This is a genomic window from Aphanizomenon sp. UHCC 0183 (assembly GCF_009712065.1).
Lineage (GTDB): Bacteria > Cyanobacteriota > Cyanobacteriia > Cyanobacteriales > Nostocaceae > Dolichospermum > Dolichospermum heterosporum.
Genome location: NZ_VILC01000048.1, coordinates 15,912 through 21,572, shown reverse-complemented (window position 1 = coordinate 21,572; position 5,661 = coordinate 15,912). Strand labels below are relative to the sequence as shown.

At 47.3% G+C, this 5,661-nt stretch carries 3 protein-coding genes; 1 reads left to right on the top strand and 2 read right to left on the bottom strand.

Annotated elements, in window-relative coordinates; all coding sequences use genetic code 11:
- Positions 1-3 precede the first annotated feature (3 nt).
- Complete coding sequence (locus FJR37_RS16480) at positions 4-549, bottom strand: GIY-YIG nuclease family protein (protein ID WP_053540074.1); 546 nt, start codon at positions 547-549, stop codon at positions 4-6.
- 83 nt (positions 550-632) lie between these two features.
- On the opposite strand from FJR37_RS16480, the gene FJR37_RS16475 reads away from it, so the two are divergent.
- Positions 633-1,001, top strand: a complete 369-nt coding sequence (locus tag FJR37_RS16475) for a hypothetical protein (RefSeq protein WP_168466554.1) — start codon at positions 633-635, stop codon at positions 999-1,001.
- Positions 1,002-1,413: 412 nt separating this feature from the next.
- Here FJR37_RS16475 and FJR37_RS16470 read toward each other — a convergent pair whose 3' ends face one another.
- Positions 1,414-5,595: a DNA-directed RNA polymerase subunit beta'' gene (locus FJR37_RS16470; RefSeq protein ID WP_254434592.1), complete on the bottom strand. Its 4,182-nt coding sequence runs from the start codon at positions 5,593-5,595 to the stop codon at positions 1,414-1,416.
- Between the last annotated feature and the right edge of the window lie 66 nt (positions 5,596-5,661).

Genomic DNA, 5,661 nt, shown 5'->3' with positions numbered 1-5,661 from the left:
TGTTCATTTTAAATCTAATAATCCTGTTTCTTTTAATTTTGGATTAAAGCGGATTTGAGTATTGACTCCCCGGTCTTTGAGAACTCCTAAAATTTCTTCTTCAACCCGCCGCGCCACATTTTTTAAAACCTTGCTTTTTCCGAATTCATCAATAGCTATATTTTGATAATTATTTTGTTCTTCTGGTGTCATTAATTCTTTCACATCTATAGGATTATTCCATTTTTGTTTATTTTCGATGTTCGGAATATCAGGATTAGCATTTTCCGTAATCCAAGCATTTTCAATAGCTTCCAAAATTGTTCGATTAGGACGTTCTATGGTTTGTACCTTTACCCAATAACAATTTTGAGGTTGACGGACTAAATGCTGCTTTAAACTTAGATAAATATCACGAGAATAGCCAACAAATTGCAGAATTTTATCCTGATTAAAAATCGCGTAAACTCCAATTTTTTCTTGAAAGGTGACTATGACTTCACCATCATTATCAATATAGGCATGATATTCTAAACTAGCTAAGGTTGGTAAGTTTATTTCTGTTGTCATAAGTGAATTAAAAATTTGTTATTGTAATCATAAGATTGGAAGTCTCTAAACCAAAAAACTTTCCACATCTTCACCATTATCAAATGAAATTACCTTTTTTAATCCTAACTTTTTTATTATGTGAGTTTTTTGCTCATAAAAGTATAAATGCCAAACCTCAACCAGGTTCTCCTATCGGAGTTGAACATGATCAATCAGCAGAGTTAATCACACAACCAATCACAATTGACAGTTATTGGTATCAGATGCCCCAAGTCAATCCTGAACCATATTTCAGTATCAGCAAGCCAGATTGTAAGAAAATAAATCCTCTTGATTATATCAAGAATCCAGAATCTTTTTTGAAATTATGTCCCAGTAATAACTCAAATCGTAACCCTTATGAGCCAGTTGAATATCTAAAAGTTCCTCCCCTAGATTCTGGAATTAAGATCAAGCTGGGTGATTTTTAATAATGGATATAAGTAGGTGGGTGTTAAAAATTGTCGTTGGGGCAAGGGAACAGATTCAGATATCAGTAGAAAACTGGCTTAAATCTGATTAAGGGACTTCTAGGAAATAAATTATCCCAATAAATAAATGAACAAACGAACCACAGAGGCACAGAGAACACAGAGAGAAGAAATAGGGAGGGTTTTTGCGTTAGTTTTGGGACATTTTTTTATTTGGAAGTCTCTAAGAGGTTGTTTGAAAACTTTTTCGTGTGGGATCTGACACCCGCAGATCCCCCTAAGTCCCCCTTGAAAAGGGGGACTTTGAGGAATTTAGCCCCCCTTTGTAAGTACGGTGTACACACAAGTTATCGAATCACCATTATTCCTCAAATTACCCCACCCTAACCCTCCCCTTGTGAAGGGGAGGGAACTAATCCTCATCGAGTAGTAGCCGTTCTCCTATTTTGCTACCAAAGCCACTATCACCCATGCCCGGTGCATCGAGGTTGTAGAGTTTTGCGGTGCGGTCATCTAGTACCATGTCCAATGAATCATCTACTTCATCTAAAATGCCACTGCCCATATCTACTACGTAATCATCAATTACCCCCGCTTCTTCGTAGGTGTTGTAGCCAGTCCCCGCAGGAATCAAGCGCCCAATGATCACGTTTTCCTTCAGTCCCCGCAGCCAGTCGGATTTGCCCTCAATGGCGGCTTCTGTTAACACCCTGGTGGTTTCTTGGAAAGAAGCCGCAGAGATGAAACTGTCGGTGTTCAGCGATGCTTTGGTAATCCCCAATAGCATGGGAGTGTATTCTGCCCTCGCCCCACCAGTAATCGCCATAGCTTCGTTCACCTGTTCCACCTGCCGGAGTTCTACCAGTTCCCCCGGTAGCATGGTTGTGTCGCCACCGTCATCAATCCGCACTTTGTTGGTCATTTGCCGGACAATTACCTCGATGTGTTTGTCGGAAATGTCAATGCCTTGGGATTGGTACACCATCTGTACTTCATTCACCAAAAAGGTTTGTACCTTCTGCAAAGCGTGGCTTGCACAGGCATAGATCCCATCCTCTGACCCCAAACTGAAGAATATTTCCAGAATCTCGTGGGGGTTGGAGGGTCCGTCGGTGAGGGGTTGTCCGGCTACAATGTGCGCCCCGTCGGGAACAATCAGGTTTTGCCCAGGTCCAAGGGGATAGTCGGTGACTGTGCCATTGGCTTCGACAATTTTAATGGCATAGGCTTCTCTGGTGATGGATGTCACCTCATCCCCATCGCCATAGACAATCTTCACTTCCCCAGGACGACGGGCTAAAATACAAGCTTCCTTGGGTTTACGGGCTTCTAACAGTTCCTCAATCCGGGGCAAACCTTGGATAATGTCCCCAGTCTTAGCCCGCTCAAATACCAACAACACCAAGTTGTCACCCCGTTGCACCAAGTCCCCATCTTCCACCTGTAACACCGCCCCCGGACTCACCCGGTAAGGACGACCAACGCGAAGAGTAATGGTGTAAGCAGAAGGTGACAGGTGACGGGTGACAGGTGACAGTGAAGAAGCATTTCTGTCACCTGTTCCCTGTTCCCTGTAAGCAGAAGGTGACAGGTGACGGGTGACAGGTGACAGTGAAGAAGCATTTCTGTCACCTGTTCCCTGTTCCCTGTCACCTATCCTCTGTTCCCTGTCACCTATCCCCTGTTCCCTGTCACCTGTCACCTGTTCCCTGTCACCTATCCTCTGTTCCCTGTCACCTCCCTTGACTTCCACCACCTGCCCCGATTCCGCCGCTACCACACCAGGAGCGATCGCACTTCCTTCTACTACCAAATCATCCTTACCGACGGTGGGCAAGACATTGGTATTCACTGTCACCAAATCATTGGCACGCAATACTAAACAGCGGCGGACTGTTTCCGCGCCCTGTTGCACACCCCGGACTATCCCCCCTTCCTTACATAATATCTTCGTCCGGGCTACCACAGCCCCCGGTTCAATGGTGTCACCATCCACCACTTCCAAATTAGTTTGGGTACTGCCTTGGGTGGCATCGGCGGTAATGTCGCGGCGCACTACCAAAGACTCTAAAATTACTAACTGTAGTCTTTGAATCTCCCCATCTTCTGGGTCTGTAATCAGTTCAATGTCCGCCGCCAAAGGTGAACTGCCGTGTTCTCCCTCCGTCTCCTGCTCAATTTCTAATACTATCTGTGTCCGTAGCAGTTCCACACCCTCCACCGACTTCACCCGTTCTGAATCCTTGTAGGGAATCCTTTGCACCGCCCGCAGTTGAATCGAGCGCCCTGTCTGCTGACTGACGGAAGTAGTGGCTGGAACATCAGGGTTGGTGGGGACAGCAAATTCTACCACCGGACGACTCAGCAACCCTGGACCTTCAGGAGTTTCCACATACTGAACATAGCGCAATTCCGTAGCTACAGTTCCTTGCAGTTCCTCACCGGGTTGCAAAAATGTATTGTCATGGGCGATCGCTGTCTCTGGATCATCTACCATCAATAGTTCACCGGGTTTAATCACTACTTCCCGTAAAATGTCGTTCTTTTGGGTAACTTCCACTACCCCACCAGTTTGACAGAAGATGTCCTGGACTACTTCCGTCCCCGCTTCCACATACTGTCCATCTTCCACCCGTAACAAGGAAATATCCTTATTTACCTCATGGGTTTCTTCCGGTATCCACAGCAGTGTTCCCCCCTGGACTACCTCATAGCCCAATTTCGCTTTACCTTTTTTCTGTACCTCCACTTCGCCAAACTTCAGTAAGCCCCCGGTGGTTGTCCGGTACTGGTCATCAATCAATTCTGCCACTACCTGACCATTTTGTACCTTCGCCCCTGGAGTCGCCCGCAAGTTAAACTCCGATATCGCCCCATTATCGGGATTGGTAGTGGTAATCAGGTAATTATTCCGTCCTTGGGAACTCTGGATTGTTACTGCTGCCTGATCCAACACTACGGAAGCGGTAATAATCTCAATTTCCCTGGTGGCTTTCCCCGGAATCGCTTCTGGTAACCGTACCACACCCCCATGAACTGTGGTTAATTTGGTTTCCGCTAAGACTCCATTGGTAGCGATCGCATCGCCATTTTTTACCACCAATTCTGCTCCGGGCAGTAAATTATATACATCCCCCGACAGAATCCAAATCAACCCCCCTCTGGAGGCGGTGACAGTGGTATTGCCCTGACGGTCGGTTTTTTGTTCCGCCACCACGTCGGCAAACTTCACTTCCCCAGCCAAGTCCGTCGCCACATCCTTGACGGCTTTTTCTGTATTGGTTCTGGTGGTTCTGCCTCCCAGCGCCACCTCAGCCACCAAGTGATCTGCTAGTACCTGTTGACCATTGTGGATATACAGCGTTGAACCTTGGGTAACGGCAATTTCCTGGCTTTCCCCCGTTCCCGATTTCTTATCGCCCTCAATCGTCAAAGTCCCATTGGCTTCCACATACAAAGCGTCTTCACCATGTCGAGTCCGATAAGGACGGGTTTGTAACTTGCGGGGAATTTTTACCGTTCCTGACACCTGCGATCGCACCTGTTGGGCTACTTCCCCCGTGAATACACCCCCGGTGTGGAAAGTCCGCATGGTTAACTGGGTTCCCGGTTCACCAATACTTTGCGCCGCAATAATCCCCACAGCTTCCCCTAGATCCACCATCTTGGCATGAGCTAAACTCCAACCATAGCAGTGCTGACACACCGACCGCGCCGCCTCACAGGTCAAAGGACTGCGGACAGTCACCTTCTGTACCCCGGCTTTTTGGATGGCGATCGCCAAATCATCATCAATAGGGGTATTCCGAGGGGCAATGATTTCCCCCGTTTCTGGATGCACCACATCCTCACCCACCACTCGACCCATCAACCGCGTCGCCAGTTTAATCAGAGTTTTATTCCCCTCCACCATCGCCCCAATCGTCAAACCACGATTAGTGCCACAGTCAAACTCCCGCACAATCACATCCTGGGACACATCCACCAACCGCCGGGTTAAATACCCCGAATCCGCAGTCCGCAGCGCCGTATCCACCAGCCCCTTCCGCGCCCCATAACTAGAAATAATATATTCCGTTACCGTCAATCCCTCACGGAAATTGGTCTTAATTGGTAAATCAATAATTTCCCCCTGGGGATCTGCCATCAGTCCCCGCATCCCCACCAACTGCCGCACCTGAGAAATATTGCCCCGCGCCCCCGAAAAAGCCATCATATACACAGAATTGAGGGGATTGGTTTTTTTGAAATGCACCACCACCTCATCCTTGAGCGCTTCTGAGGTACTGTTCCAAGTATCAATTACCTTTTGGAAACGTTCAACTTCGGTAATTTCCCCTCGTTGATAGCGTTCCTCCGTCGCCAAAATTTCTGTCTCCGCCGCCTCCAGCAATTCCTTCTTAGAAGGAGGAATCATCAAATCATCCACACTAATAGACACACCCGCCTTGGTAGCATAGCGAAAACCCAACTCCTTGAGTTTATCCGCCATCACCGCCGTCCGCGCCGTCCCATAATGGGTAAAAGACCAAGAAATCAAGTCTCTTAATTTACCCTTGTTCACCACCAGATTGCGAAAAACTGCTTTAGTCATAATTTTAGTAGGGGCGCAGGGCCTGCGCCCAATCATTAGTTGTTAGTTGAAGGAGTCAGAGGGAGT

What these genes read in the sequence shown, in the direction of transcription:
- FJR37_RS16480 (WP_053540074.1), bottom strand. Translation starts at nt 549, where the DNA reads ATGACAACAGAAATAAACTTACCAACCTTAGCTAGTTTAGAATATCAT.
- FJR37_RS16475 (WP_168466554.1), top strand. Translation starts at nt 633, where the DNA reads ATGAAATTACCTTTTTTAATCCTAACTTTTTTATTATGTGAGTTTTTT.
- FJR37_RS16470 (WP_254434592.1), bottom strand. Translation starts at nt 5,595, where the DNA reads ATGACTAAAGCAGTTTTTCGCAATCTGGTGGTGAACAAGGGTAAATTA.